This window comes from Streptomyces chrestomyceticus JCM 4735, from assembly GCF_003865135.1.
Classification (GTDB): Bacteria; Actinomycetota; Actinomycetes; order Streptomycetales; family Streptomycetaceae; genus Streptomyces; species Streptomyces chrestomyceticus.
Genome location: NZ_BHZC01000001.1, coordinates 3,993,753 through 4,020,141, shown reverse-complemented (window position 1 = coordinate 4,020,141; position 26,389 = coordinate 3,993,753). Strand labels below are relative to the sequence as shown.

At 70.4% G+C, this 26,389-nt stretch carries 28 protein-coding genes; 8 read left to right on the top strand and 20 right to left on the bottom strand.

The genetic code is table 11. The features are described 5' to 3' along the window. Positions 1-38: 38 nt before the first annotated feature. The 3 genes from EJG53_RS16865 to EJG53_RS16855 form a co-directional block, all read right to left on the bottom strand. Complete coding sequence (locus tag EJG53_RS16865; protein ID WP_244955177.1) at positions 39-836, bottom strand: ATP-binding cassette domain-containing protein; 798 nt, start codon at positions 834-836, stop codon at positions 39-41. 545 nt (positions 837-1,381) lie between these two features. Next, positions 1,382-1,711, bottom strand: a complete 330-nt coding sequence (locus tag EJG53_RS16860; RefSeq protein ID WP_125045541.1) for a hypothetical protein — start codon at positions 1,709-1,711, stop codon at positions 1,382-1,384. Positions 1,712-1,739: 28 nt separating this feature from the next. Beyond that, positions 1,740-3,116: a hypothetical protein gene (locus EJG53_RS16855; RefSeq protein WP_125045540.1), complete on the bottom strand. Its 1,377-nt coding sequence runs from the start codon at positions 3,114-3,116 to the stop codon at positions 1,740-1,742. A 363-nt stretch (positions 3,117-3,479) separates the two neighbouring features. On the opposite strand from EJG53_RS16855, the gene EJG53_RS16850 reads away from it, so the two are divergent. The 7 genes from EJG53_RS16850 to EJG53_RS16820 all read left to right on the top strand — a co-directional run bounded on the left by EJG53_RS16850 (position 3,480) and on the right by EJG53_RS16820 (position 15,262). Next, entirely contained in the window at positions 3,480-9,836 is a 6,357-nt protein-coding gene (locus tag EJG53_RS16850; RefSeq protein ID WP_125045539.1) for a type I polyketide synthase, read from the top strand. A gap of 5 nt (positions 9,837-9,841) precedes the next feature. Beyond that, complete coding sequence (locus EJG53_RS16845) at positions 9,842-10,051, top strand: DUF5988 family protein (RefSeq protein ID WP_244955176.1); 210 nt, start codon at positions 9,842-9,844, stop codon at positions 10,049-10,051. A 57-nt stretch (positions 10,052-10,108) separates the two neighbouring features. Beyond that, positions 10,109-10,987 carry an SDR family NAD(P)-dependent oxidoreductase gene (locus tag EJG53_RS16840; RefSeq protein ID WP_125045538.1) on the top strand — a complete coding sequence of 293 codons (879 nt, stop codon included), beginning with the start codon at positions 10,109-10,111 and terminating at the stop codon, positions 10,985-10,987. A 51-nt stretch (positions 10,988-11,038) separates the two neighbouring features. Further along, the gene (locus EJG53_RS16835; protein WP_125045537.1) at positions 11,039-11,296 is read left to right on the top strand and encodes a hypothetical protein; all 258 of its coding nucleotides are present in this window, start codon (positions 11,039-11,041) and stop codon (positions 11,294-11,296) included. A gap of 35 nt (positions 11,297-11,331) precedes the next feature. Then, the gene (locus EJG53_RS16830) at positions 11,332-12,870 is read left to right on the top strand and encodes an ABC1 kinase family protein (protein ID WP_125045536.1); all 1,539 of its coding nucleotides are present in this window, start codon (positions 11,332-11,334) and stop codon (positions 12,868-12,870) included. Positions 12,871-12,977: 107 nt separating this feature from the next. Beyond that, on the top strand, positions 12,978-14,336 hold the full coding sequence (locus EJG53_RS16825; protein ID WP_125045535.1) for a wax ester/triacylglycerol synthase domain-containing protein: 1,359 nt from the start codon (positions 12,978-12,980) through the stop codon (positions 14,334-14,336). 53 nt (positions 14,337-14,389) lie between these two features. After that, complete coding sequence (locus EJG53_RS16820; RefSeq protein WP_125045534.1) at positions 14,390-15,262, top strand: alpha/beta fold hydrolase; 873 nt, start codon at positions 14,390-14,392, stop codon at positions 15,260-15,262. A gap of 957 nt (positions 15,263-16,219) precedes the next feature. Here EJG53_RS16820 and EJG53_RS16815 read toward each other — a convergent pair. From EJG53_RS16815 to EJG53_RS43355, 10 genes are all read right to left on the bottom strand, one after another. After that, entirely contained in the window at positions 16,220-16,819 is a 600-nt protein-coding gene (locus tag EJG53_RS16815) for a hypothetical protein (protein WP_125045533.1), read from the bottom strand. 54 nt (positions 16,820-16,873) lie between these two features. After that, positions 16,874-17,041 (bottom strand): hypothetical protein, encoded by a 168-nt coding sequence (locus EJG53_RS40635; RefSeq protein WP_154806376.1) that lies wholly within the window; start codon positions 17,039-17,041, stop codon positions 16,874-16,876. 98 nt (positions 17,042-17,139) lie between these two features. Then, a complete protein-coding gene (locus EJG53_RS16810) occupies positions 17,140-17,613 on the bottom strand; it encodes a phage tail protein (protein ID WP_125045532.1) in 474 nt (157 codons plus the stop codon). A gap of 646 nt (positions 17,614-18,259) precedes the next feature. Continuing rightward, positions 18,260-18,682 carry a DUF6087 family protein gene (locus EJG53_RS43890; protein WP_371858695.1) on the bottom strand — a complete coding sequence of 141 codons (423 nt, stop codon included), beginning with the start codon at positions 18,680-18,682 and terminating at the stop codon, positions 18,260-18,262. After that, positions 18,679-19,260 (bottom strand): GNAT family N-acetyltransferase, encoded by a 582-nt coding sequence (locus EJG53_RS16805; RefSeq protein ID WP_218041920.1) that lies wholly within the window; start codon positions 19,258-19,260, stop codon positions 18,679-18,681. The genes EJG53_RS43890 and EJG53_RS16805 overlap by 4 nt, the downstream gene beginning before the upstream one ends. Further along, positions 19,257-19,625, bottom strand: a complete 369-nt coding sequence (locus EJG53_RS16800; protein ID WP_125045531.1) for a DUF6415 family natural product biosynthesis protein — start codon at positions 19,623-19,625, stop codon at positions 19,257-19,259. The genes EJG53_RS16805 and EJG53_RS16800 overlap by 4 nt, the downstream gene beginning before the upstream one ends. Before the next feature lie 61 nt (positions 19,626-19,686). Further along, complete coding sequence (locus EJG53_RS16795; RefSeq protein WP_125045530.1) at positions 19,687-20,538, bottom strand: helix-turn-helix domain-containing protein; 852 nt, start codon at positions 20,536-20,538, stop codon at positions 19,687-19,689. A gap of 24 nt (positions 20,539-20,562) precedes the next feature. Then, positions 20,563-21,087, bottom strand: coding sequence for a DUF6879 family protein (locus tag EJG53_RS16790; RefSeq protein ID WP_125045529.1), 525 nt, complete (start codon positions 21,085-21,087; stop codon positions 20,563-20,565). Next, positions 21,056-21,301, bottom strand: a complete 246-nt coding sequence (locus EJG53_RS16785) for a hypothetical protein (protein ID WP_125045528.1) — start codon at positions 21,299-21,301, stop codon at positions 21,056-21,058. Before EJG53_RS16785 ends, EJG53_RS16790 begins: the two co-directional genes overlap by 32 nt. Before the next feature lie 477 nt (positions 21,302-21,778). Then, a complete protein-coding gene (locus EJG53_RS43355; protein WP_280526774.1) occupies positions 21,779-21,907 on the bottom strand; it encodes a hypothetical protein in 129 nt (42 codons plus the stop codon). Between EJG53_RS43355 and EJG53_RS16780 the strand changes: the two genes are divergently transcribed. Next, positions 21,906-22,529 (top strand): SCO4651 family lipoprotein, encoded by a 624-nt coding sequence (locus EJG53_RS16780; RefSeq protein WP_244955175.1) that lies wholly within the window; start codon positions 21,906-21,908, stop codon positions 22,527-22,529. The two genes, EJG53_RS43355 and EJG53_RS16780, sit on opposite strands and share 2 nt — an antisense overlap. Before the next feature lie 123 nt (positions 22,530-22,652). Here the strand turns inward: EJG53_RS16780 and EJG53_RS16775 are convergent, their stop codons facing one another. The 7 genes from EJG53_RS16775 to EJG53_RS16745 form a co-directional block, all read right to left on the bottom strand. Next, positions 22,653-23,234 carry a hypothetical protein gene (locus tag EJG53_RS16775; RefSeq protein ID WP_125045527.1) on the bottom strand — a complete coding sequence of 194 codons (582 nt, stop codon included), beginning with the start codon at positions 23,232-23,234 and terminating at the stop codon, positions 22,653-22,655. Beyond that, positions 23,222-23,701, bottom strand: a complete 480-nt coding sequence (locus EJG53_RS16770; RefSeq protein ID WP_435844622.1) for an XF1762 family protein — start codon at positions 23,699-23,701, stop codon at positions 23,222-23,224. Before EJG53_RS16770 ends, EJG53_RS16775 begins: the two co-directional genes overlap by 13 nt. Beyond that, positions 23,691-24,290 (bottom strand): VUT family protein, encoded by a 600-nt coding sequence (locus EJG53_RS16765; RefSeq protein WP_174856418.1) that lies wholly within the window; start codon positions 24,288-24,290, stop codon positions 23,691-23,693. The genes EJG53_RS16770 and EJG53_RS16765 overlap by 11 nt, the downstream gene beginning before the upstream one ends. Then, positions 24,269-24,589 carry a hypothetical protein gene (locus EJG53_RS16760; protein ID WP_125045526.1) on the bottom strand — a complete coding sequence of 107 codons (321 nt, stop codon included), beginning with the start codon at positions 24,587-24,589 and terminating at the stop codon, positions 24,269-24,271. Before EJG53_RS16760 ends, EJG53_RS16765 begins: the two co-directional genes overlap by 22 nt. A 65-nt stretch (positions 24,590-24,654) precedes the next feature. After that, complete coding sequence (locus EJG53_RS16755) at positions 24,655-24,855, bottom strand: hypothetical protein (protein WP_125045525.1); 201 nt, start codon at positions 24,853-24,855, stop codon at positions 24,655-24,657. Continuing rightward, positions 24,852-25,901, bottom strand: a complete 1,050-nt coding sequence (locus tag EJG53_RS16750) for a major capsid protein (RefSeq protein ID WP_125045524.1) — start codon at positions 25,899-25,901, stop codon at positions 24,852-24,854. The genes EJG53_RS16755 and EJG53_RS16750 overlap by 4 nt, the downstream gene beginning before the upstream one ends. Then, complete coding sequence (locus EJG53_RS16745) at positions 25,898-26,326, bottom strand: head decoration protein (RefSeq protein ID WP_167515122.1); 429 nt, start codon at positions 26,324-26,326, stop codon at positions 25,898-25,900. The genes EJG53_RS16750 and EJG53_RS16745 overlap by 4 nt, the downstream gene beginning before the upstream one ends. Positions 26,327-26,389 lie beyond the last annotated feature (63 nt).

Sequence of the window (26,389 nt, the reverse complement as noted above, 5' to 3'; positions counted from 1 at the left end):
TATTGGAAGCCGGGCGCCCAGGGGCATTGGCCATTTTCTCATGTGACCGTTGGGCCCTTCTGGAGCGGCACGGCGCGCTCATCATCGTCTGAGGCGAACTGGGCACGCTGAATCTCGTACATGTCCCGAAACCTGCCGTCCGGGACCGTAGCCGGGTCCATCAGCTCAGCGAACGTGCCGGACTCGGCTACCCGGCCGTCTTCCATGAGGTAGATGAGGTCGGCGGAGCGTACGGAGTGCAGGCGGTGGGTGATGAGGACGACGGTCTGTCCGCCGGCGGCGAGGGCCCGGATTCTGGTGAACGCCTGCTGTTCGGCTTTGGCGTCGAGCGCGGCGGTCGGCTCGTCGACCACGAGGATCTGCCCGGCTCGGAAGTGGGCGCGGGCGATCCCGAGCTTCTGCCACTGCCCGCCGGAGAGGCTGTGGCCGTCCTGGTAGCCGCGGGCCAGCAGGGTGTCCCAGCCGCGTGGCAGGTCCTCGATCAGGTCCTCGGCGTCCGCGTGCCGGACCCCGGCGGTGAGCCGTTCTTCGGTCGGGTCCGCGTCGGTGCGGCCGATCGCGACGTTCATGCGGGCGGTGAGCGGCCAGTGGTAGAAGTCCTGGGAGACGTTGGCGATGCGGGAGAACCAGGCTTGCCGGTCGATCTCGCTCGTGGGTACGCCGCCGACCAGGACCTGGCCCTCGTCGGGAAGGTAGAGGCCGGCGAGGAGCTTGGCGGAGGTGGACTTGCCGGAACCGTTCTCCCCGACCAAAGCCACCGTCGCACCGGCCGGGATATGCAGGTCCACGCCGTCGAGCGCGGGTTTGTTGTCCTTGCCCGGATAGGTGAAGGACATCTTCTCGAAGCGGACCCCGTCGACGTGCTCGGGTACGGGCGGCCCGTGGTGGGGATGGCGCGTCGGTCGGCCTCGTCCTGAATGTGCTCCAGGTCCCCGACGAACAGGCTCTCTTCGTTGAGGTAGTTGATCTGTCGGACGAGGCTGGTCAGGGAGCTGGTGGCGGTGCGAATCGCAATGATGGCGGTGCCGCCCACCGGAATCCGACGGGTTCCAGGAATCTCGAAGCCAGTGACTCACGAACCCGAGGGGTGCTGTCTCGCAGGGGTCAGCGTTGCCCTCGGGTTCGATTGCAGCCCGCCGCGAGCACAGGGGGCCTGGGGAGGGGGTGAGCGAGACCTGTACGGCTTTGGCCCGGTCAAGTTCTCTCTGCCCGAAGGGCCGCCGTGTCATCGGCCCGGCGGCAGGTGCTCTTGGCATCGGTGTGGCCCAGAGCCGTGTGCCTCCGGCCTCGGGGAACCGAGGCGGATGCAGTGGTCCGGGGTGCCACCATCGCGGACCAGGCGCTCAGCCGGCGCGGGCTGTTCGGTCAAGCGTTGTGTTGTCTAGCGTGTTGCCTGCAGCAAGACCTTCTGGTCGTCGCCGACGTGGACGGTGATATCCAGGAGGCGGCCGTGCCAGTTGGTGAATCTTCGGACATAGGCTCTCCCGGGCATGAGATGCGCCGGTTCCGGAGGCGTAGGTGGCCAGTCCTCGAACGCGGGCCGGGTGCCGTGGTTGAGGAAGCGGCCGGGCAGGGTGAGGACGTGGACGCGGGTGCGGTGGCTGGTGCTGGCGGGGTGCAGGATGAGTGCGGCGTCGAAGCCGCCGCTGCGGGTGTGGTCTTCGCCGCGGGCTCGCCCGGAGCCAGCGCAGGCGAGTGACGTGCTCGGCACTGTGTGCCGAACCAGTTCCGGCGGGACTTCAGCGGCATCCGCCCGAGAAATTCCTGAAGGAGGCGTTTCGGGACGTGTGCTGGCCACGGTCCAATACGTCTTTTGCGGGCGGATAGTTCCTGTGAGGCAGCAGGCTCTGGCGCAGGCGGGTCAGAGCCTGGTCGGCGCGCCAGGAATGCAAACAAGCGTAGAAGGCGAGGAATCTGTGCCAGTGCGTGCAGGCGGCGTCTAAATTTTTTAGGCGTAAATGAATATCGGCGGTGTGCGCATGGGAGAGGGCGAGGGATCGGTGATCGCCGGGATCTCGATGACGCGTCGAGGACTGCAGGGCTGCGAGGGCCTGGGCGTGCTGTCCCAGTGTTCGGAGGACGGCAGCTCGTTGGTAATGCAGAGCGGCGAGAGGATAGGTGTTGAAGGAACCGGTTGACGCAGCAGGCTGTTCGTGCTGGTTTTCCGCCGCCTGCATGAGTTCGCGTGCGCGCGGGGGTTGTCGGTCGTGTGCGGCTATCAAGGCTTGTTGAATGAGGATGAATGAGGTCAGCGCGGTGGGGCTGGTGGATTCGGCGGTGCGGGCAGAGTTCTCGGCCAGGACCCGGGCGTGGTGGAGGTGGCCGAGCCGGAGCGCCTGGGCGCTCATGGTGCGCAGGGTGATGGCGTAGGTCTTTCGGCACCCCGCGTGGTGGGCGAGGTTCAGTGTCAGGGTGAAGTAGCGGTGAGCCAGGTGGTGGTGGCCGGCGTCGTCGGTCATGACCGCGAGGTGGTGGGTGAGTTGGGCGGTGCAGGTGAGGAGCCGGGTTTGCTCAGGGCGGTCGGCGCGCTGGGTGAGCAGGGTGCAGATGTCGTCGGCGAGGTAGGCGGCCAGGGCGGTGCGGGCGCAGCGTCCGCCGTGGCGCTGGGTCAGGTCGGTGAACGTTTGCAAGAGCGCCTGTGGAGCGGCGGTGTCGTCGGCGCTGCTGGGCTTGGTGTGCTGGGGTAGCGGGCGCGCGAATGCGGTGGGAGCGGTGTGTGCTGTGGGGTTCAGGGTATAGGCGGCGCGCTGCAAGTCGGTGCGGTGCACGGGGTCGATGTCACTGCGAGCGAGTGTGAGCAGCTGCTGCACGGGTGAGCGGTGGTCTGCCTGGGGTGGTGACTGAGCGGCTTCGTGGGCGGTGAGCTGGGCGAGGCCGGTGTCGTGGGAGCTGACGGGGCGGCCGATGCGTCGGGTGAAGGCTTGTGCTGCCAGGGCTGGTACGGGGGCAGGAGGCCGGGATCCGCGGCGCCAGTGAGCGACGGACGCGCGGGAGTAGTTCAGTTGCAGACCTTGTGCAGCGGCCAGGGCGTTGACGGCTCGGGCCAGGGCGGCGTCGGACCAGCCGGCTTCGGTTAGCAGCGCGGTCAGGCGGGGGTTGGATCCGGTAGTCGTCACGTCGCCTCCCTGCCGACCGGGCTGTTCACAAGGCCACAAGCGTTGTCCGTGTGACGCGGGTCCGCACGTTAGGTCTTTCGGCGGTGGGTGAGTCGTAAGCCCATACCCGCCGCCGTCGGCCGTCTGTCCCGATGCGCGGCCGGAACGGAAGCCTTCCGCGGGGCAGTGCAGCACACCGTGGGCGCCGGGCTACGGGCCGGGCCCCGTGGGGTGCCGCCGTGCGCGGGGGCTTACGACCTTGTCGAACGCACGTGGTGGCGCCAGAAGCCGTACGGGTGCAGGTCTGCGGCTCTGCGGACCGGAGCTCAGGTGCGCGGCAGCGGCGGGTGCAACGAAGGCATCGACGGCTAGCGAGGAGAGGCAGTGAGCGCAGTGATACCCAGGCACGATGAGGCGGCCGGTCCGGCGGAGCCGGTGGCGGTGGTCGGGGCGGGCTGCCGACTGCCCGGCGGGGTGGCGAGTCTGGCCGGTCTGTGGCGGCTGCTGGAGGCGGAGCGGGAAGCCGTCATCGAGGTGCCGCCGGGCCGCTGGGACACCCGCCGACTGCACGCCGAGCTGCCGCCGAACACGGTAGAGCGTATCCGCCGTGGCGGTTTCCTGACGGAGGACATCACCGCGTTCGACCCGGACTTCTTCGGGATCAGCGGGCCGGAGGCACGCTGGCTGGATCCGCAGCACCGGTTGTTGCTGGAGGTCGCCTGGGAGGCATGCGAGCACGCCGGCATTCCCGTGGAGGCGCTGCGGGGCACGACCACCGGGGTGTTCACCGGTATGTACGTGCCGGATCACCTGGTGCGTTCGCACCGCACGCCGCAGGAGACCGGCCCGTACTGGATGACCGGTGCGATGCACGGGGTCGGGGCGGGCCGGCTGTCGTTCTTGATGGATCTGCACGGTCCCAGCCTGGCGGTGGACACGGCCTGTTCGTCCTCGCTGGTGGCGCTGCATCTGGCGTGTCAGAGTCTGCGGGCGCGGGAGTGTGATGCGGCGCTGGCCGCCGGGGCGTCGGTGGTCCTCAGTCCGGAAGCGATGATCTCCGAGGCCCGGTGGGACATGTTCTCGCCCACCGGCCACTGTCACTCCTTCGATGCTGCGGCGGACGGCTACGTGCGTGCCGAGGGCTGCGGCGTGGTGCTGCTCAAACGCCTCCAGGACGCGGTGCGCGACGGCGACCGCATCCTGGCGGTCGTGCGTGGCTCGGCGGTCAACCAGGACGGCCGCTCGGTGAGGCTCACGGCCCCCTCGCAGCAGGCGCAACAGCGGGTGGGGGAAGCTGCGCTGGCCCGGTCTGGGGCGGATCCGGGGCAGGTGGGCATGGTGGAGGCCCACGGCGCGGGCACTGCGGTGGGTGATCCCATCGAGTTCGCGGCCCTGAATGCGGTCTACGGCCCTGGTCCGGGGCGGTGTGCGCTGGGGTCGCTGAAGTCCAATATCGGGCACACCGAGCCGGCATCGGGCATCGCCGGTCTGCTGAAGACCATCGTGTGCCTGCAGCACGGCCGCGTCCCGGCCACGCTGCACTTTCAGCGGTGGAACCCGCAGATCGACGCCGACGGTTCCCGGTTGTTCGTCCCCACCCGGTGCCAGTCCTGGCCGGTCGAGGCCGGGCCCCGGCTGGCGGCGGTGACCTCCTACGGCGTGGGCGGCACCAACGCGCACGTCATCGTCGAGCAGGCCCCGGCCCTCGCTTCCTCACCGGTCACGGGACCGGCCGCCTTGTCACGGAAGGCGGCAGCGCGGGCGCACGGAGAAGGGTCCGCGGCGGTGGCGCAGCCTACGTTTTTGCTCAGTGGCGGCTCCGGGGCGGCGCTGCGGGCCGCGTCCGGCCGGCTGGCGGAGTGGCTGGAGGACGAGGGGGCCCGGGTGCCGCTGCGTGATGTCGCGCACACGCTGGCGGTGCGCCGCTCGCACGCCCAGCAGCGGCTCGGCGTGGTGGCCGGTGGCCGCAACGCTCTGGTGGAGCGGCTGCGCGCGCACGCCACCGGTCAGCCGGCGCCGGGTCTGGTGGACGGCAAGGTGGGGAAGGTGGGCGCCGGTGCGGTGTTCGTCTACTCCGGCCACGGCTCCCAGTGGGCGGGTATGGGGCAGCGCCTGCTGGCGCACAGTGCGCCCTTCGCCGCGGCGATCGACGAACTGGAGCCGCTGCTGCAGGCGGAGGGCGGCTTCTCCCTGCGCAAGGTGCTGGCCGCGCCGGAGGTGGTGAGCGGGGTGGACCGCGTCCAGCCGGTGATCTTCGCGTATCAGATCGCGCTGACCGCGCTGTGGCAGGCCCACGGGGTGCAGCCGGCCGCGGTGATCGGGCATTCCATGGGCGAGGTGGCCGCCGTGGTCGTCGCCGGGGGCCTGAGCCTGGCCGACGGCGTGCGCGTGATCTGCCGCCGGGCCCGGCTGCTCAAGCGCACCGCCGGGCGCGGTGCCATGGCGTCCGTCCAGCTCGGCGCGGCCGAGGTGGAAGCAGAGCTGCGGCGTGCCGGGGCGGATGCGGTTTCGGTGGCGGTGGTGGCCGCCCCGCACAACACGGTCGTCTCCGGTGACGCCGGACAGGTCGGCGATCTGCTGCGGATGTGGGAGGAGCGCGGCGTCGGCGTTGCGCGCGTGCGCGTCGATGTCGCCTCGCACTCGGCGCAAATGGACCCCGTCCTCGACGATCTGCGGACGGCTCTGCGGGAGGTGACGCCCCGTACGCCCAAGCTGCACTTCTACAGCACGGTGCTCGACGACCCGCGCGCCGACGCCGCGTTCGACGCCGCCTACTGGTGCGCCAACCAGCGCCGCCCGGTGCTGTTCTCCTCCGCCATCACCACAGCCGCAGGCGACGGCCACGGCCTGTTCCTGGAGGTCAACGCGCACCCGCTGCTGACCCGCGCGGTCGAGGCGACGCTGGCCGGCGCCGGCAACACCCACGCCAGGACTGTGCCGGCCCTGCAGCGCGACGAGGACGAGTGCCTGACCTTCGCCACCCGCCTCGCGGCCGCGCACTGCGCCGGATTCCCGGTGCCATGGCAGCGCCTGCTCGAAGCCGGGCAGCTGGCCGATGTCCCACCCACCGCCTTCGAACGCCGGCCCCATCGGGTCGAGCCGTCCACGCTGACGCAGGGCTCTCCCGAGCGGCCCCACCCGCTGCTGGGAGAGCATGTCGCAGACCCGCAGGACGACGGGCGCCATCTGTGGCAGGGCGCCGTGGGTATTGGCCGCATGCCCTGGCTGGCCGACCACCGGCTGGAGGGCCTCGCGGTGCTGCCCGCCGCCTGCTACTGCGAGATGGCCCTGGCCGCCGCCGACACCGTCTTTCCCGGCTCGCCGGGACGGGCCGAGGTCTGCGACATCGACTTCCAGCTCATGCTGCCCGTCGAGGAGCACGACACTCCCGTCACCGTGATCTGCGAGCCCGCCGACGAACACCGCGCCGACTGGCAGATGCGCTCCCGCCCGGCGGACGAGCCCTGGCAGCGCCACAGCACCGCCCACCTCACCTGCGACACACCACCGTCCCCGGAGCCGGCGAACCTGGCCGGGCTGCGCGCCCGGTACCGGCGGCCGGCGGACCTCGCCCCGCTCAGGGACCGCTGGCACACCGCTCACGGTCTGCAGTACGGCCCCGGCTGCCAGAGCCTGACGGCCCTCAACCTCCCGCAGCAGGGCACGGCCGGCGCCCTGGCCGAAGTGACGGTGCCCGATGCGGCCCGGCCCGGCGCGGCCTCCTACCGATGGCATCCGGTGCTGCTGGACGCCGGCCTGCAGGCGATGCTCGCCCTGTGGCACCACGCCACCGACGTGGACGACGGACACACCTTCCCCCGCGGTATCGGCCGGCTGCGCACCTACGCAGACACCACGCGGGCCCGCTGGTGCCACGTCCGGCTCGACGCCGCCCGACCGCGCGAGGCCACCGGCAGCTTCCAGCTGCTGGACGAGAGCGGGGCCGTCCTCGCCGAAGCCGAGGACGTACGGTTCGCGCACGGCGCCCCGCCACCGGCGCAGGAGCGTTTCAACGCGCCGCTGCTGCAGCAGCGGTGGGAGCCGGTCCCGCTGGCCGCCGACACTAAAGCCGGTGGCAGCTGGCTGCTGGTCAGCAGCGACGCCGACGATCCGCCGGCCGCCGCCTTCGCCCACGCCCTCGAAACCCGCGGCGCCACCGTCCATCGTCTGGCGGCCCCACCGCCGGCGCCCGCGCCGCACCGCCTTTTCGGCACGTTCCTGAGCCAGGCGGACGGCGGCCTCGACGGCATCATCGTGTGGCTGCCGTCGCCGCGGCCGGTGCCCAACGCGCTGGGCGCCGAGCACGCCCTGCAGCACGTCGCGCACGTCGTGCAGAGCCTGAAGGCACTGGCCGAGCACGCAGAAGACGCCCGGCCCCGCCTGACGGTGATCACGCGTGCCGCCCAGTGGGTCCGGCCCGACGACCGCCCGCACCTGGACCAGGCCGGCGTGCGCGGCCTGCTGCGCGTCCTGACCTACGAACACCCGGAACTGCTGCCCACCCTCATCGACGCCGACGGTGCCACCACCGCGGCGCATCTGGCGGACGAGGTGCTGGCCGGGCCCGAAGAGCGCGCCGACGAAGTCGCCTGGCGCGGCGCCACCCGCTACCTCGCGCGCCTGACCCACGCCCCGCTGGAGGCGCACGAGCGGCGGTACACCGACTGCCGCTTCGAGACGCACACCTTGACGGTGCGCTGCCGCCAGGCCCACGACGTCAGCACCGCGGAGCTGGTGCGCGGGGCCCGGCGCAGCCCCGGCCCCGGGCAGGTGCAGATCCGCGTACAGGCCACCGGCACCGCGCTCCCTGCACCCGCGGGCGAACAGCCCGGACCGGACGCTGTGGAGTGCGCGGGCACGGTCAGCGCCGTGGGCCCCGACGTGCACACGGTGCGCACCGGACAGCAGGTGATCGCCGTCCTGGAACCCGCGGAGATGAGCAACTACGCCCTCGCCCGCGCCGACTGGGTGCTGCCCCTGCCCGACGGGATGCGGCCCGCCGAGGCCGCCTGCCTGCCGCTGCCCTGCCTGACCGCCTGGTACGGCCTGCGGCACCTGGCCCGCCTCGAACCCCGCGAGCACGTCCTGGTCCATGACGCCGGGCACGGCGCCGGGCTGGCCGCCGTGCACATCGCCCGCGCCCGCAAGGCCACCGTCTGGGCCACCGCCGCCACCGCGGCCCAGCGCCGCTACCTGAACGGCATCGGCGTCTCCTGCCTTCCGTCCCCGGGCGCGCACGGCTTCGCCGACGCAGCCCGGCACGCCGCGGGAACGGCCGGGTTCCAGGTCATCTTCACCGGCTCTGCCCTTACCGCGCAGGCGCTGCGGGCCTGCCTGGATGCGCTCGCCGCCGCCGGCCGCCTCGTGGCCGCCGTCACCCCTGCCGGGGCGGAGGCGATACGGCTGGCGTGGACGGCATTCGGCAAGGGCATCACCGTGAGCACGTTCGACTCCCGCCAGCTGCTGACCGGCGCCCCCGAAACCGTCGCCGGCGTTCTGGCCGAGGTCGGACCGGCTTTGGCCCGCGGCGACCTGCCGGCCTGGCCGTGCACCGTCTACCCGGTCACCGACGCCGCCACGGCGCTGCGCGCCGCCCCCGAGGGCCGGCACACCGGCTCCCTGGCGCTGGCCTGGCCCGGCGCCGGAGCGGTCACCGCCGTCACCCCGCCGACCGAGGTGCCGGTCGTCCGCGCCGACGCCAGCTATGTGATCACCGGCGGGCTGGGCGGCCTGGGGATGCTGGTGTGCCGCTGGCTGGCCGGGCACGGCGCGGGCACCGTCGTCGTCAACAGCCGCTCGGCCCCGTCCGCCGAGACCGCCGAGGTCCTGGACGAGCTGCGCTGCGCGGGCACCCGCATCGAGGTGGTGCGCGGCGACATCGCCGCTCCCGGCACCGCGGAGAACCTGGTGCACGCGGCCGAAGCCGGCGGGATGCCGCTGCGCGGAGTGGTGCACGCCGCCATGGACCTCAAGGACGCCACCGCGACGGGTATCGACGCACAGCTGCTGGAGAAGGTCTGGCGCCCCAAGGCCCACGGAGCATGGCGGCTGCACGAGGCCACCGGTGCCCGCGAACTGGACTGGTGGGTGCTCTTCTCCTCCTTCACCTCCACCGTCGGCTCGCCCGGCCAGGGCGCCTACGCCGCCGCCAACGCCTGGCTGGACGAATTCGCCTCCTGGCGCCGGGCCCAGAACCTGCCCGCCACCGCGATCAACTGGGGCCCCTGGGCCGAGGTCGGGCGCGGCGCGCAGACCCGGGCCCGCGGCTTCGACATGATCACCCCTGAGGAGGGCATCGCGGCCCTGGAGCACCTGCTGCGCCACGACCGCCAGCGCACGGCCTACATCGCCTTGCACCCGCACGACTGGCTGGCCGCCTACCCGGCCACCGCCTCCTCGCCCTTCTTCCAGCCGCTGATCACGCCCCACAACGACACCGAGGCGCCCGGCGACCTGCTGGAAGACCTCACCCGCGCCGAACAGACCCAGCGCCTGGAACGCCTGCAGGACCACATCATCGGCGAGCTCGCCGACGTGCTCAGCCGCGACGCCAAACGCATCGACCCGGGCGCCTCCTTGGTCTCCCTGGGCCTGGACTCGCTGCTGACCATCGAACTGCGCAACCGGCTCCAGCGCACGCTGCGCTGCGACATCCCGCGCACGGCCCTGTGGACCAAACCCACCCTGACCGCCCTGGCCGAGGACCTGCTCGACCGTCTCGCGCTGCCGCAGAAGGGATGAAGCACATGCCCCACACCACCGAAGCCCTGCTGGAAGGCGGGCCGGACCACCTCGCCGGACGCCGCGCGGTGCCCCAGGACGACCACGGCACCGACCTGAAGATCCCCCACCTCAACCGCTACGAGCACTACGCCTTCGCCGGCACCCGCCAGGACACCGACGGCGCCACCGTGCCGGTCTTCCGCTGGACCCACCACACCTTCATCGCCGAGTAACCGCCCCCGCGCCGGGCGGCCCGGCAGGCGCCGCCCGGCCTCGTCACCAGGAGCATCATGACTTCTTCCTCTCCGTCCCCGGCACTGGCCGGCGCCAGGATCCTGCTCACCGGCGCCTCCTGCGGCATCGGCCAGGCCACCGCCCAGGCCCTCGCCGAAGCCGGAGCCGACCTCGCCCTCAACGGCCGCCACGCCGAAGGACTCCAGGACGTGGCCGCACAGGTCGTCGCCGAAGGCCGCGGTGCCCACCTGCTCCCGGGCGACCTCCGCGATCCCGGCGCGCCTGCGCGGCTGGTCGAGGCCGCCGCTACGAGCCTCGGAGGGCTCGACGCCCTGATCCACATCGCCGGGGCCTACACGGCCGACGCCGCCGGTCAGTTCCGGATGGCCCCCCTGCTGCGCAGCCGAGACGAGGACTGGTCGGCAGCCCTGGCCGTCAACTTCACCGCGGCCCTGCAGCTGTGCCGAAGCGCCCACCCCCACCTGGTCCGATCCCCACAGCCTTCCGTGCTGCTGATGTCCTCCGCCGTGGGCCTGATGGGCGCACCGGCCGGCGAGGCGTACGCCATGACCAAGGCCGCGCAAGTCTCGCTCGTGCGCAGCTTGGCCGTGGCCTGGGGGCCACAACACATCCGCGTCAACGCCGTGTGCCCCGGCATCGTGGACACCGGCGCCTTCGAAACGCTCGAAGGCGACGAGGAACTGTCCCACTGGCTGCTCAGCCGCACCCCGCTGGGCCGGTGGGCCAGCGTGCACGACGTCGCCCAGGCCGTGCTGTTCCTGACCTGCCCGGCGGCCGGCTTCATCACCGGACAGGCCCTCGCGGTCGACGGCGGCATGTCGGTGCCCGGCAGCGGATTCACCGCTCCGGACATCCCCGCCTTCCGCGAGCGCGGCCAGGCCGATGAGAGCAGCACACCGGCTGCCGCGCACTGACCAGCACAGCCGCATCCCTCCATGGCAGACCCGTCACTGAGGAGAATTCAGATGGCCAAGAAGAAAGTCACCGCGGGCATGGTCGTCGACCAGGTGCTCGACTACGGCAAGGACGCCGCCAAAGCGGCTCTCGACGCCGTCACCGGCAGCCGCAAGCGGCAGACGAACCAGAAGACCGACAAGCAGCAACACCAGGACCTCAGCGCCCTGACCGCGGAAATCCGTCACCTGGCACAGCACATCTCGGCTCCTGGCACGGGCCCGAAGCCCGGGGCCGCCGCGCCGGACAGCCGGCCGGACGGCACCTGACCCGAGCGCCCCGCAGCGAAGTGAAGGAGGACTGCATGCCGCCGGGACGCACGCGCCGTACGGCCCGAATCCTCACCCGGTCCCTGTACGGGGAAGCCGTCCGGGCCGTGCGGGCGCGTTCCGGCAGCAGCTCACGGGTCCCGGCGCACGCCCGACAGCAACAGCGGGCGCACACCATCCGGGCCACCCTGGAGGAACTGGGCCCGCTGTACGTCAAGGTGGGCCAGATCCTCGCCACCCGGCCCGACCTGGTGCCAGAGCATGTCCGCGAGGAACTCGCCCAGCTCAACGACGAGGCCACCGCAGAGCCCTTCGCCGCCTTCGAACCGATCCTGGACGAGGAGCTCGGTCCTGACTGGCGCCGCCGGTACCCCTGCCTCCGCACCGGCGAGCCCCTGGGCGCGGCCTCGCTCGCCCAGGTCTACAAGGCCACCACCACCGACGGCACCCCGTGCGTCATCAAGATCCAGCGCCCCGGCGCACGGGCCGCCGTGGAAGCCGACATGAAGGTCCTGCGCCGGGCCGCCCGCGCCCTGGGCACGGCCGCTCCCCGCCTCAAGGAAGTCGTCAACCCCCAGGCCGTGCTGGAAGCCCTGTTCACCGTCATGCAGCCCGAGCTGGACTTCACCCGCGAAGCCACGAACATGAAAGCCGCCCGCAAAGCCGCCAAACGCTTCAAACGGCTATCGGTGCCCAAAGTGATCGAAGCCACGCCCCGCGTCCTGGTGCAGACCTTCGCCGACGGCGTCCCCATCAACAAGATCAAACCCCACACCCTGACCCGCAAACAGCGCACCGCACTGGCACACGACCTGATCACCTTCATGCTGCGGTCCTACTTCGTCCAGCGCACCTTCCACGCCGACCCCCACCCGGGCAACATCCTCGTCAGCGAGGCCGGCACCGCACATCTGATCGACTGGGGCATGGTCGGCAAAATCGACCGCAACACCAGCACCGCCTTCCTGGGGGCCTTTCTCGCCCTCGCACACAACGACGGGGCGGGCATGGCCCGGCAGTGGATCAACCTCGGATCGGCGACTGCCTGGAGCGATGTCGCGGGCTTCATCAGCGATGTGTCCGCTGCTGTGCCGCACTGGGCCGACGCCTCCCTCGACGAGCTCAACTTCGGCGTCGCCCTCACCGCGGTCCTGCGCTACTCCACCAGCCGGGGTATCCAGGTCACCCCGCTCGTCTCCGTCGTCGGCAAATCCGTGGCCAACATCGAAGGCTCGGTGCGCTGCATCTGCCCCGACATCAAGCTGTCCCAGGCCCTGCATGAGGCACTGCGCGACATTCTGCGGGACCTGCTGAGCGAAGTGCTCAGCACCGAGCAGGTCGCACGGGCGGTCATCGAGGGACTCACCGCCGTCGCGAAGACACCCACCCAGATGCAGGCACTGCTCGGTGACCTGGCCGCACGGCAATTCACCGTGCAGTCCCGCACCAACCTCGGTGTCCCCAAAGGGAAACAGCCGCTGCCGCACCCCACATCCCGCTCGGTGCTCACCACCGGCTTGACGGCCGCAGCGGCCGTCGCCCTGACCCGCAACCGCATCCGCCGAAGAACCTGAACCCCGTAGCCGCGCCCCGCCTGCACCGGCAAGAGCAGACAGCGTCCGGCACAGGGCCTTCCCTGCGCGCCGCCGCCTCACCGCACACCGAGACACGAGGAGACATCATGACCACGACCACCGCGCACCGACTCCGCGCCACCGCGTCCGGCACGGACATCATGAGCAGCAAAGACCACCTGACCTGGCGCGTGGAGAGCGGCACCCGCGCAAAACCGATCATCGTGGCCGTAATGTTCCTGGAAGACCGGCTGCCTTGGGAGCAGTTCGTTGCCTGGCACGGGCACCTGTGCGCGGGCATGCCCCGCATGCAAGCCCGCGTCCACGAACCCCCCACCGCCTTCCGCCGCCCCCACTGGGACCCGGACCCCGACTTCCGCCTCGAACACCACCTGCACCACATCACCGTGGGCGGTAAAGGCACCCGCCGCGACGTCCTCGACACCGCCGCGACGCTGGCCGAAATCCCCTTCTGCCAAAACAGGTCCCCCTGGAACGGCTACCTGATCGACGGCCTGGACGACGGACGCTCCGCCTACATGCTCAAGATCTCGCACAGCATCGCCGACGGCGTCCGCCTGCGTGAGATGTTCCTGCGCCAAGCCGCCGCCCAGCAGCCGGCCCCACCCCCCGCTCCGCCAGCCACCACCGGCCCGGCCACCGCCTCCGAACGCCGTATCGCCCGACCGGTCGCTATGGCACGCCGTCTGCGCAAGGCCGCCCAGTTCGCCGCCCAAGCCCTGACCGACATCCGCGACCGGCCCTACCCCGTGCCGCCGAAGAAGACCCGCTTCGCCCGCCGCTACTACACCACCAAGGTGCCCACCGCCCCGTTCAAGGACGTCGCCGTCGCCGGCGGCGGCACCGTGCACGACGCGCTCGTCGCCGCGGTCGCCCACGGCTGCCACCGATACCACCAGGCCCGCGACATCCAGCGCCCCCGCCTGCGCGTCTTCTCCCCGTACGCCCGGCCACCGCTCACCGGACAGCGCCCCTTCGCCCCGATGGGCAACCACTGGTTCATCGTCCGCTTCACCCTGCGCGCCGACCAGCCCGACGCCCGCCGGCGCATCAGCGAAGTGCGCACCGCCGTCCAGGGGGCCTACCACCGCGACGCCGCCGACTGGATGGGCGCCGTCGCCCGCATCAGCCCCCTGCTGCCGCTGCGCTGGTTCGAGACCGGCTTCCTGCGCCTGTGCGCCTCCCATGACTTCGGCATCAGCAACATGCCCGGGCCCCGCACCCCCCTGTCCGTCGGCGGCGTCCGCGCCCAGGAGATCTACGCCATCGCACCGGTCATGGGATTCGCCGTAGCCGTCACCCTGCTGTCCTACCGCGACCACTGCCACGTCACCGTCAATATCGACCCCGACGTCATCGCCGACCCCGACCTGCTCGCCCAGCACATCCACGACAGCCTCGGCGACCTCGCCACCAGCGCAGAACACCACCCCGGCCGCACCTGACCGCTCCCCGTCCCCCGGGCAGCGGCGATTCCCCAAAGGCCCCGGGAGTCTGTATGACTGAACATTTCGCCACCGGCAACGGGATCAGCCTCTGCTACGAGACGATCGGAAGTCCGGGGAACCGCCCCCTTCTCCTGATCTTCGGCATGTACGGACAACTGATTTGGTGGGACGACGTCCTGTGCCGCCAGCTGGCATCCGAAGGCTTTTTCGTCATCCGCTTCGACAACCGCGACAGCGGCCGCTCACAGCACCTGACCACCCCACCACACCTCCTGCGCACCGCGCTGCGCCTGACCCGGCCGGCCTACACCCTCACCGACATGGCCGAAGACGCCCTCGGGCTCCTCGACCACCTCCACATACCTGCAGCTCACATCGTCGGAGCGTCCATGGGCGGCATGATCGCCCAGGAACTCGCCCTCCGGCACCCCCACCGAGTGCTGTCCCTGACGTCGATGATGTCCACACCCCACGCACTGACCATCGGCCGCCGCACCGACCTCACCCTCCTGCCCTACCTCCTGCGCCGCCACCCCACCGACCTGGACGGCTACATCCGCACCAGCATGGCCATGCTGCGCAAGCTGTCCTCCCCCCACCTGCCCTTCGACGAAAACGGCACGCGGACCCTCCTGCGCCGCAGCCACGCCCGAGGCATCGACCCCGACGGCACCCACCGCCAGATGGCAGCCGTCCTGACCGCGGCCGACCGCACCAAAGCCCTGAAGAAGCTGCGCCTGCCGGCCACGGTCCTGCACGGCACCCACGACCCCCTCGTGCCCGTCGCCTGCGCCCGGGCAACGGCACGCGCCATCCCCGGAGCACGATTGCGGGTCATCCCCGGCATGGGCCATCACTTTCCCCCCGAGGCGTGGCCGCACTTGCTCGACGGGCTGCACACAGCAGCACAAGGAGCCCTCTGACGCTGCCGTGCCCAGCACCGTGCAGTTACACGGCCACCGCGTCCGCTGTCGAACGATGCACCGTGCCCCGGTGCTCACCGATCAGGGGAACAGGTACCGCATGCCCCGATCAGGTCAGTGGCTGCTCCGAGGAACCTCGGCCCCACCACGGCCCCGACCGCTGCCCCCGTACCGCGATCGCCTGCCCCGAAAGACGCCGGCAGCTGCTTGTCCTCCAGCTTAGGCAAAAGTGCATTCACCTCAGCTACCACAAATGGATCATTCATATTCCGGTTGTAGCGCACACCAAGGCGCGCACGGCGACGCCATGCTCAAACGTGGCACTTCGGACTGGTGACTCGCTGCCGGCCAGCGAAGCACACGGCCGCCCGCGAACTGCAGGAAGAGACCAGACCGCAAGCCAGCACCGGCCGCACACCGGGCCCCAGCCTTCTTACCCGACACCAAGCGCAGCATCCCCGCCTGGCAACGGCGTGCGGCAAGCAAGAAGCAGCGGCAGGTGGCAGCTGTGGTTCCCGCTGCCACGGCGCCTCGCGCCGGGGCGGGCCCGCAAGCCACCACGACACCCCATGTCGAGACGCGCTAAGCTCCGCCCCGGCCCGCACCAGCACGGAGCGTGCGGGATAGGCCCCGGTCCCCGTGACGGGACAGAGTACGGCCGGGGCCACCCCACCCGCATCCGAGATGCACGGCCCTAGGGGGCGATGGGGCCATTCTTCTTGTCCGGGTGTGCGGCCAGGACGTAGCGGGTGGCGGAGAGATTGGACAGGCCGAAGAGTTGCATCAGCCGGACGGGGTCGGCGCTGTGGCGTGCTTCGTCGTAGATCCGTCGATGCGCAGGACGCTGGGCGGCAGCCCGAGCCGTCGGCAGGTCTTGTAGACCGTGTCGCCACTGATGCGTAGGCTTTCATCGGGCTCTCGATCCGGGGCGGTCGGATGGTTTCGTCACCCTCGACGCTAGGACCGGGAGCCCTCCTCCTCGCCGGTGCGACGCGACATGGCGGAGTCTTTGCCCGGCTCCGGCACACGCTCTCGCCCTGCCGCGTCCCGCGACGCGAACAGCCCCGGCGACACTTCCATGACCCAGCCTCGTTCACGCAGCCGCTTCAGCTTCGACCGGAACCCCTCCACCTTGGACTTGTCCGTCGACAGCCCCAGTACGGAACACAGTTGATGGGCCCGCAGCGGATGCACCGCATCGGCGAGCACCTCCACGATGTCCGCGTACGCGCGCGGCAGGGCCTCCACCCCGAGCTCGGCCGACCAGGCCGGCACCAGCCGCACCCCCACCGGCGAGCCGACCGCAAACCCCTCGGCGGCCGCCGCCGGAGCCGCACCTCCGGACTCTGCGGGCTCGGCCGTGCCGTCCGGCTCGGTGACCGGACCGTCCCCAGAAAGGATCTCCGTCATTGTCTCCCGCGTGATCTCCAGACGGGACACGGTGGCCTCCTGCTCGGCCAGGCTCGTCGTCAACTCCTCGTTCTGCTTTCGCAGTTCCGTGATCCGCTCCCGTGCGCGAGCCTCGCGACGCTCCAACTCCTCCAGCCACGAAACCATCGCCGCCCCCAAGAACCCGAACTCTGGACACGACGATCCGGCAAACCGACGCGATCAGCAACGACCCACATCGGAAAGGCTCACTCCAGGAGAGTCACACCCAAGGGCGATGACGACCCCCACATGCGCAAAGATCGCCACGAGGAACAGTGGAAGCTCCTCCCCGCCGGGCATGGCAGCGATGGATGTCTCCCAGTCCTGGGTGAGCAGCCAGCGTTCCATGGCGAGGGCGTACGCCTCGCCGTCCTGAGGATCGTCCAGGGTGGTGCCCCTCCACTGGACCAGGTCCCAGTAGGACTCCTCGCGTCCCTGCCTGCTCCCTAATCGGTGATCTCAAGGGTGAAGTACCTGATATGAAGTGCCTGACCCGAGCCGTTGCTATCGATGCGCTCCACCCATGCGCCCCCAAAGTTGTACCGCTTCATCACCCACCCCTTATCGTCGTACACCACGACGGACATGCTCTTGAGGCGCCCTTCGCGGCCGGCTATCGCGTCGTCAATCCAGCGGTCGACTACAGGGTTGTGGTACGACCCACGTTGCAGGACCAGCGTGTGGGTGTTGGTGTCCCAGCCGTTGACGGATGAGATGAATTCAACGGAAACACCGTCGAATTTCATGATGAAGGTGCTTGCACCTGGGCAGTAATTAGGATTGCAGGGGTTGTCTTCAGCGACGGCAGTGGATGCAGCGGCCGCCTCAGTCGCCAACGTGGCCCCCGTTAGCGTCAGCAGGGCCGCACTGGCGACAGCCGCCCCACGCATCGCCCAGCGCCCGCCACGAAGCACGTTCATCTCGGTCCCCTCCCGTAAAACATGTCGGATGCATGTTTCTACCCTGCAATGACGCGCCAGGCGTATACTTTTTCGGTCAATATGCCCATAGTTCTAGCCGGTTACCACCCGACTGCCCGGTTGGCGACAAGTACGCAACGTGCACAGCGGTCCCCGCTGATCGAAAGCCGCGCGAGCTTGGGACCGGCTCAGGCCAGGAGCCCGAGTTTCTGTAGGAACCGCCGCCGACGTCCTGCATGAAGTGGCACGGAGCGCGGCGTGCCTCGTCGCACAAGTAGGCCAGAACAAGCACGCGGAAGGAGCGCGCCCTCAAGGGCGCCCTCTCCGAGGACCCGGCCCGGTGCGGCAAGGACGCCTGCGATCAGGCGCTGCCGGCGTTCTGGTCGGCCATCGTCATCGACTTCATCCACGTCCTGGAGAAGGTGTGGGCTGCGGACCGGTACTTTCTCCGCACCGGAGACAAGAGCACCGAAGACTTAGTGACCGCACCTGCGCAGCAACAGCAACTTCCTCCACTACGACCAGGCACTCTCGGCCGGCTGGCCCATCGCCACCGGAATCATCGAGGGAGCAGTCAGGCACCTCATCGCCGACCGCCTCGACATCAGCGGCGCCCTCTGGGGCCTGGCCGGCGTCGAAGCTGTGCTCAAACTCCGCGCCGTCGCCGCAAACGGCGACCTCGACGCCTGCTGGTAGCACCGCCTCGCCGGCGAACATCAACGGAACTACCCAGCTGACCAGCATCGATACGCGCCCACGGCCTGACCCCGATATCACTCAGGAAGAGCCACACCCAAGCCGAATCGCGTTGTTCCACCTGTCCGTGAAGAAGTTGCTGGGCTGAGGCGTAGTCGGCAGCCGTCGTCAGTGGTGTCCACTGGTAGCCGTCGTGGCGCAGGATGAGACGAGGCGCCTCGGGGTACAGGTGAGCGGCACGTACCGGGCCCAGGGCGAGTACGACGGCACGCAGCCGCCCCACCATGCGCTGGCGGGCGTGGTCATGCCGGGCGGCAACATGTTCCAGAGAGTCGCCGGAATCATCATGCGGTCGTGGGGGCTCGCTGCTCATCGCGTCGGCTCCTTGGTCAGGAGGGGCTGGAGATCGGCGCGCAGCAGTGGTTCGGTGACTGTGGCCGGGGCGATCGGCACGGCACGGCGGGCCAGGAGGTAGACACGTTTCGTGGTGCGCTGGACCTCGCGGACCAGGTGGAAGTGCTGCGACTGGTAGTAGCGGACCAAGGCGGGGGCGAAGCAGCCGCGGCGCACCCACCGCTTGTTGTTCAGGGCGGCCCGGTGGACGGCCCACCAGGCGATGAGGGTGCCGGGCTGACGGGCGGAGTAGGCCGGGTCCGTGCACGTCGTGTACAGGTGGTCGGCCGGCTCGGCCAGTTCTCGGTCTGTCCAGCCCCAGGGCGGGCAGAAGGGCTGAATGGTGGTGCAGCCGACCAGGCGGCCACCCTCTTCCTCCAGGACCCACATGTGCCCGTCGCCTGCCTGGAAGGTGATGTTCTCGACGGCGTCGCGCCAGCTCGGCAGGCCGCGGTCTTCCAGCCACCGGCAGCGGTTGAGGATCATGACGGTGAGGGCGGGGGCGTCGGCGGCGCTGGCCCGGCGCATGGCGAACACGGATGCCCCAGCCCGGGTCACCCGTGCGTTTCCTCGTCCGAGGGTGCGGCCGGGGGGCGGTGCGGTTCGAGGAGGATGAGGCACACCTGCGCCAACGCGCGGGCGCGAGTGCGCGCCGTCCCGGCGTTGTCGGGCAGTTTCAAGAGCTTGGTGGCGTCCCGTGCGGCGGCCTGAGTCAGGGGCGCCTGCCCGGCCAGGTCCGGGGGGATGAGCAGTTCAAGGTGACCGCGCAGCGCCCGTGTCAGGTCCGGCAGGCCCGGGGCCGTCGCCCGCTGCAGGCCGAAAGCGCGGGCGCAGGTCGCATCGATGGTCGCGACGTCGATCGGCAATGCGTCGGCCTTCTCGGCGGTGACCTCGGGGACGGACGACGCGGCGACCTCGTTCATGCCCTGACGCTACGGCTCGGCGGGTACGGGCCTCCAGCAAGTTCCACAAAGTTCCACGTCTTCACCCGAGAGCGGCCAGGGCCGTTGTGATCCGTGCGCTGGCGCTGGCGCCGTAGAGGGCCAGTTGTGCCAAGTCGGCGAAGGCGCGTGCGTAGGCGGAGACTTCGGAAGGGGCGGTGACGGTGACTCTGGCCGTCAGCAGTTCCACATGCACCCGGGCCTCATCGAAAATCATGAACGTCTCCAGTGGCCAGATCTTCCGGGCCCGATCGCCGAACGGCAGGATGCCGAGGCAGACCGTGGGCAGCGCCATCACCTCCAGCAGGTACCCGAGCTGCTCGGCCATCGCCGCGGGGGTGCCGACACCGCTGTGCAGTACGGCCTCCTCGATCAGCAGCATGAACCGCCGGCCGCTGCCGTGCAGGATGCGGGAGCGGGCTGTGCGCGCGGCGACCGCCGCGGGGACGTCGTCGGGAGTGCCCTGGAACGCGGTGATGGCGGAGAGCAGGTCGGTCGCATAGCCGGGGGTCTGGACGAGGCCGGGCATCACGGTGGAGCAGTACACCCGGAACAGGCGGGTGCGTTCGTACAGTGGCCGGGAGGCTTCGTGAACCTGCCGTAGCCCGGAGCGGTGCAGGCGGCGCCACTGCACGTACAGCGTCTCGGCGTGCCGGGCGGCGGCCAGCAGGTCTTCCGTCTCGTCGGTGGCCTCGCAGGCGCGGCACCAGGCCCGGATATCGGCATCGGAGGGCAGGGTACGGGCGTTTTCGATGCGAGAGGTCTTCGACTTGTACCAGCCGCACCGTTCGGCCAGTTCCTGGCTGGTCAGCCCGGACGCCCGGCGCAGGTCGTGCAGCCGGGCGGCCAGGGCCTCGCGGGCCTGCTGGGCACTGGAGGACGGTGAGCTGGGCACGAATCCAGTAGGGAAATCAGTGGTTCAGACGGTGTACTCGTCGTGCGGGACGGCCCGGCGCCAGACGGCCTCGAAGGCGTCCTGGCACAGCTTCGCGACGTGTGGTTCGTCGGACACCTCCGGCCCGGCCGAACCGCCGTCGCCGGTGAAGTGGTTGAAGCGCACCACCGTGCCGTCGAACAGCCAGAAGTCGTTGCCCGGCAGGGCGAGGTCCGAGGCTCGGCGACGCGGAAGCCACCGCACCTGCTCACCAGCCTCGACGTTCAGCCCGGTGCCCTCGTACTCGAACCGGATGTAGGCAGTGGCCGGCTCGGACACAATCCGCGCCCGCCGCATCACCACACCTCGGCTCACAGCGGCGCGCACCAGATCGAACCAGGCACGCCGCGCCTCACGGTCGGAGGCAACAGTCCAGGTACCCTCCCGCCAGGCCCGGAAGGTGCCGTCTTCGGATTCGATGCCGTACGCGTCGCGCATCTCCAGGTGCACCGCCGAGTGCTGGGCGGCCTCCAGCATCTCAGCGAAGCTCGGCACGTTGGTCTGCGGCATCGCACGCCTCCCTGACAATCGCCGTCATCCGCGCCGGAATCCGCATCACAGCCTCGTGCGCGGGGATCGAGCCGACTTCCCTGCACTCGTCGGTGGTCTCCCGGTCGGCTTTCCACCCCTGAAGCACCAAGTCACCGTTTTCCTCGTCGATCCACACGGTCGGGCTCTGGTCGGAGCCGGTGTTGGGGTCCTTGGCGATGAACCGTAGTGCCATCCTGCCTCCTGCGTCAGAAGGGGCTGAACCGGCCGGCGGGAAGCGTCAGTAGCGTGCCGCCGGTACGGCCTGCGCCAGGCCAGACTCACCGTAGCGCGCTGGAACGCCCCGGTGCCCAGCGTCTGCGGACGATCTCTGCTTCCACTGCGGGCATGGCGCCGCAGGGGGCCGGGTGCTCGGGCTGACAGCGCCCTGGCGCGGTACCGCACAGCGGCGTCGCTGCGACAACCGCCCGTTCGATCGCAGCGAAAAGTAGTTGTCAGTCCCATGCACTACGGTGCACTGTGCACGGAAAGTGCGTGACATAGGTGGACAAACAGGGTGAGGGAATGGGCAAGGGCATCGCGCGACGCATCGGCGTCCCGCTGGCGACCGCAGCCGTACTGGCGGGCATAACGAGCTGCCACAACGATGAGACCAAGGCCGATGGGGGAGCTCCACTGCCCGTCGCACTCCGGCGCAGGCGCTCACCGCGGCTTACAAGAAGACCACCAGCGTGAAGTCGGCGAAGGTCACGATGACCATGTCGGTGCCCGACGGGATGCCGGACAGTGGCGAGACGAAGATGACCGGCACCATGGCCTGGAATCCCACGGCGCTGGACATGACCATGAGCGACGGCGGGGCCAAGGCGAAGTCGGGGGACGACGAGCCGAAGCGCATGATCTGGGTCGACGGCGTCGCCTACATGGACATGGGCGACTTCGAGGGCAAGAAGTGGGGCAAGCTCGATCTGAAGGCCGCCGCCAAGGAAGCCGGCGACGAAGAGATGACCAAGGCCGTGACCGCCGGCCTCGACGACGCGGAGCAGGACCCGGCCCAGCAGCTCGCGATGTTCCTCGGCTCGCCGAACGTCAAGCACCTCGGTTCCGGCCAGGTCGACGGCGTACGCGCCGAGCACTACAAGGGCTCCCTGACGGTCGAGGAGGGCCTCAAGGGCGCCAAGACGGTCAATGCGCTGAAGCCCGAAGACCGTGAGAAGCTGCTCGCCAACGTCAAGAAGAGCGGCATCAAGGGCTACGACTATGACGTGTGGGTCAACAGCGACGACCTGCCGGTGCGGATGACCGTGGACGTCAAGACGCCGCTGGGCACCGTCAGCACCTCCGCGTCCTACTCCGACTACGGGACCACGACGGCCATCAAGGCACCTCCGGCCAGTGAGACCACGGATCTGCTCAAGATCCTGAAGGAAGCGGCTGAACGGAGCCACAGCAGCAGCATCTGACCGGCGGATCGTCGACGTGTGAAGGGCGGGCCCGCACACGGACCCGCCCTTCACACGTGGCCTGGCGGACCGCGGTGTGATGACGAGGCATGCTCGCTGACTCGTACGGCCGGGCAATGTCCGTCACCAGGCCGAAAGACGCCGAAGGTTGGTGTCGGGTGCGTAAGCCAGGAACGTGCCGTCGGCTGAGCCGCAGCCCAGGGAACGGGCGTAGCGGTAGCGGCGGGCGGAGTTCACGCGGCCCATGTGGACGCCCTTGCCCAGTTCGAGAGCCTGAGCGGTGAGGTCCCGAGCGTCTTGGCCGAGTTTCCAGTCGGTGGTGCCGGCGAGGAAAAGGACGTCGAAGTCGTCCCACGGCAGGGCCATCGACTCGGCACCGTCTTGGGCGGCGAACGCGGCGCGGTAGCCGAGTGCCCTGATGTGTGGAAGCCAAGGAGCTGACTCCCGCAGGGTGGCGCGGGCATCCATGGGCACATCGGGAGCGACCGCGAACAGGCAGGTGGAGGCGCGGTCGGCATGGGCATCGAGCCAGCGCAGCCATCGGTCGAGACCGGGCCAGCCCTTGCCGAAGCGCCCGTTGTCCGCCGCCCAGGTCACGTCGGTTGGAAGCCGGTTGCCCTGGCGCGGAGTGTTCATCCACCCCAGTCGGCCGTCCCGCATGGCCTGGCGTATCGCCGGGCTGGATGGAGTGCTCAGGTAGAGCACGGCGCCTCCCACAACATGCGGGGGATGCCGCCGGTGCCGTGGTCGGTGCGTGGCCGCGAGGGGCAATGCCAGCCGGGGCGGGCGGGGCGGCGGGCGATGACGCGCCAGCCGGCGCCGCGCAGGCTCGCGCCGGACTCACCCTGTTGGGTGTAGGTGATCAGGCGGCTGTAACCGAGCGCGGATGCGGCCCGCCACGCGGCCGCGTAGAGGAGCGAGTTGGCGTTGCGGGTGCCGTCGCTGGCCAGTCGGGTGACTTCGAGGGTGGAGCCGTTGTCCAAGTAGCGGGCGACCGGCCTGCCCACAATCGCCACGGCGCGCAGAACACCAGAATCGTCGGCGGCGCCGATGGAGAACACGTGGCCTTGAGGCGGACGGTGGTGGCGGTGCCACATCTGCACGAACGCGGCTGCGTCCCGGAAGCGGACAGGGACCAGATGCAACTGCGGCTGCTGCACGTCAGGGGTCACCCGGTGACCCAGTTGTGCACTGCGCGCCGTGACCTGACCGCCCAGAGGCGCAGGCGGGGGTACGTCCGAGCAGGGCGAGGAGGACGGGGACGGCGATCGCCCAGCCTTTGCCGATCACCTGCCCCGGCACCGCCGCCCACACCGGCAGCCCGGCGAGGGACAGGAAGACGACGCTGTCCAGCAGCGCCCCGAGCGTCGTCGCGGGCAGGACAGCCCGCGCCCAGCCGTGGCGCCGCAGCGGCGTGTAGAGGGCCATGTCGGCCAGTTCGGCGACTGCGACCGCTGCCGCGCTGGCCAGAGCCAGGCCCGGCGCAGCGATGAGAGCAGACAGCAGCGATCCGGCGAGAACAGCCGCCACGACACCGGTGCGGCCAAGCTGGTCCTGGAGGACGTTACGGATCATCAAGGCGACACCGGCCAGCAGCGTCCCCGCGGTGGCGCGCTGCCCGAAGCCGACCGGGACCATGCCGAACGACGCGGTCAAAATGTTCGCTGCGAGCAGGGCAGCGGCGTACCCGCACAGCCACCCGCTGTAGCGGGCGGCACGGCGGATGGGCGTGCGAGCGGTCACCGGCGGCGGCGCGGGCACAGCTCGATGGTGCTCAGCAGGCTCCGGTCGACGGCCGTGGGGTCGTCGGGGGCGGGTTCGTCGGCGAGCTGGGTGATGGTGCGTTCGAAGGCGGTGACGTTGGCGGAGGTGTCGATGGTGGCGACGCCGTTGACGGTGACCTTCAGCGGCTCGGCCAGCAGCGCGGCGCGGCGTTCGTGCAGCACTTCGAGGACGACAGCGCGCGCGGAGTGCAGGCGCTCGTAGCGGGCGGTGAGATCGGTGGTGTCAGTGTCGGGGCCGAGCTGGGCAAGGAGCCAGCGCAGGACAGCAGCGGGCACGAGAGGCGTTCCTGAAGAGAGAAGTAGGGGCGGGGAGCGGCGGCGGCAGCTCCCCGCCGAGGTGGTCAGTCCTGGGTGGCCTTGGTCTTACGGACCGGTGTGTCCGGTGCTGTCGGCGGGCTGGCCCAGCAGGCCGGGTTGGTGATCTGCTCGGTGACGGCCGGGTCGGCGACCTCGGTGCCGACGGTCAGCACCAGCGGTTCGCGGCTGGCGGGGTCGAGGACGTGGACCGTGGCGGCCAGCACCTGCGGGGCGGGGGTGCTCACAGGACGGTCGCGGTGATGTGGCAGTCCGGCGAGTACAGGACCGGCATGGCCATGGCGGCGCCCTTGGTCCAGATCTGCACCGGGTCATCCTGCACGTCGCGGGTGATGACGATGCCCGGCGCGTCCTCCCGCTCGACCTGCGGGTTGGTGCCGCGCGAGAGGGCCAGGGCTTCGGTGGTGGTGCCGTACTGGGTCTGGCCCCACTTCGCGCGCTCCGGCGGGAGCATGATCCACCGGTCTTCCGGCAGAACCCGCTTCGAGACGTCGTTCTGCCACACCTGGGCCTTGTAAAAGGTCACCGGCGGCAGGCCGTAGGTGCCGCGCACCGAGTTGACCTGCTGCGGGTTCAGCGTCGCGGTCGGAGTCTGGCCGCCGGCCGGGGTGCCGTAGTAGGCGGCCCGGTAGGCGCCGTTGGAGGCGAGGTGCGCGTACGCCTTGCGGGAGGTGAGCACCATCTCGGGGGCCGGAGCGCCGATCGAGTCGAGGTAGTCGATCCACCGCAGCTCGTCCGCAATCGGGTCGGCGTCCGGCGAGGACCACGGCTTGGGGGCGGTGGGCATGTTGGCCTGCGGCACCCCGTAGTCGGCCTCCACCGTCAGCCCGTTCTCGCCGGTCAGGGTGAAGCGGCCATCGAGCAGGACGTCGGCGGCGGCCAGCTCCAGGCGCGAGCGGATCGCTTCGACGTGCCGCTCGACGTCGTCGTAGAGCAGGTCCACGAGCCGGTCTTCGTCCGCGCCGCGGGAGGCGTCCAGCAGGAGCTGTTCCATCTCGCCGACCAGGAGCTTCTGTCCCAGGGCCGGTAGGGTGCCTTCGGTCTGCGTGGTCTGGGCCTGGCGCTTGGCGAACGGCACGCTCGCGTCGTACGCGCGGTACATCGCGGCGTTGACGCGCCGCTTGGACTGCCGCACCCGCCACTTCACGTCGTGCACCTGCGTCTCGGGGAAGACGCTGCTGGTGAGCAGGAAGTCGTCGGGAGTGGGGATGGCGCGGGCGTAGACGGTCAGGTCGGCGACGCTGACGTTCTTGAGCAGGTCGGCGATGCTCATGCGTCCACCGCCCCGAGGAAGCGGATCTGCGCGCCGTGCGGCGACGGGGCGATCTTGGCGGGGTCGAGGCCGCCGGGGATCTTGTCGGTGTGGACGGTGCCGTGCCAGAACAGGGCGGCCGGGACCTTGCTGGTACCGGGGGTGAACGGCGCCTCGGCGTAGACCAGGCCGGCGAGCACTGCGCGGCCGTCGTCGGCCGTGGGGTCGTAGGCGCCGTACAGGCCGGAGGCGGTGATCTGGCCCACCGGGACGCCGGAGCGTACGAAGCCGTGCGGCTGGCTGGCCGTGGGCTCTGCGTAGTGGGTGCCGCGGGTCAGGTGGGACAGGTCGAGGGTGATGGTCTCGGTGGCGTCGGTGCCGTGCCGGGAAGCGAGCCAGTCCCGGTCACCGGTCACCGTCACGAAGGTGGTGTACGGCTGAATCAACGCCGCTGCTCCTGGTGATGCTGGAAGCGGTCACACACTCACCGGCCGGTGGCGTCGTCCACG